Source organism: Herbiconiux daphne, from assembly GCF_024979295.1.
GTDB lineage: Bacteria > Actinomycetota > Actinomycetes > Actinomycetales > Microbacteriaceae > Herbiconiux > Herbiconiux daphnes.
Map to the genome: position 1 here is coordinate 1 of NZ_JANLCJ010000219.1, position 905 is coordinate 905.

At 41.9% G+C, this 905-nt stretch carries 2 protein-coding genes; both read left to right on the forward strand.

Annotation, left to right across the window (positions count from 1 at the left end; translation table 11 throughout):
- On the forward strand, window positions 1–293 hold a 293-nt coding region (locus tag N1032_RS24220), incomplete at its 5' end, for a hypothetical protein (RefSeq protein ID WP_259543036.1).
- Between the two features lie 9 nt (window positions 294–302).
- A partial coding sequence (locus tag N1032_RS24225; protein WP_259543037.1) for a hypothetical protein occupies window positions 303–905 on the forward strand: 603 nt, incomplete at its 3' end.

Below are 905 nucleotides of genomic sequence, written 5' to 3' on the forward strand. Positions count from 1 at the left end.
CTTGGTCAGATGGGATGAGTGGTAACTGGTCTCACTCACATGCATTGCCTTGGAAAAATAACAACAATGGTAATGGTAATCGTGATGGCTTTCGTGCGGATGCTTCTGGTGATGGATCTGGTGTTGTATGGGCTAATGGTAGAACTGAAACGGTTGATACCAACCACACCCACGCTATCCACATCAACAATCAAGGTGCTTTCTGGACTCAGAACACTGGTAGTGGTCAAGCTATTAGTTACATCCCCGCTTACTATGGTATGACATTCTGGCGTAGAACTGGCTTAGCATAAGGAGAAACAATGCCAACTTACAAGCTTCGTAATTTTGGTAAATACGGTGTGATTACTGATATCCCAGCGTATGATTTACCTAATGAAGCTTGGGTTAACTGCAATAACATTCGATTTGTTGCTAACAGGTTTGAGAAGATGGGTGGGTATTCTCCAATACTTAACCCATCTATCGATAGTAATCCTATTGTGTTATTTACTCAGGAACCTGAATCTAATAACATCCTTTATGCAACAAAGAATAACATTGTACGTGTCCAAGCGACTCAAACACAAAACATTAACCCATTAACAGATCCAACAAAACCAGAAGATCCTGTTTCTAATCCACCTAAACCTTTCAATGCTACAAATGAATCCCCATGGGATTACACAGTTTTGTCAAACGTTGTTGTATTCAATAACCAGAATGACAACCCTGTAGCATGGGTAAGACCTAGTGTTGGTGCTGGTGCTGACCTCAAGTTAGTACAACTGACAGACCCAACAACTGGTGGCAAACAAGGCAGTAACTGGGGTGTCCCCAAAGGTGATCCTGCTTCTGTTGGTGTTGGTGTTAAATTGGATTGGAAAGCAAACCGTATCCGTTCCTATAAGAACTACCTGATTGCA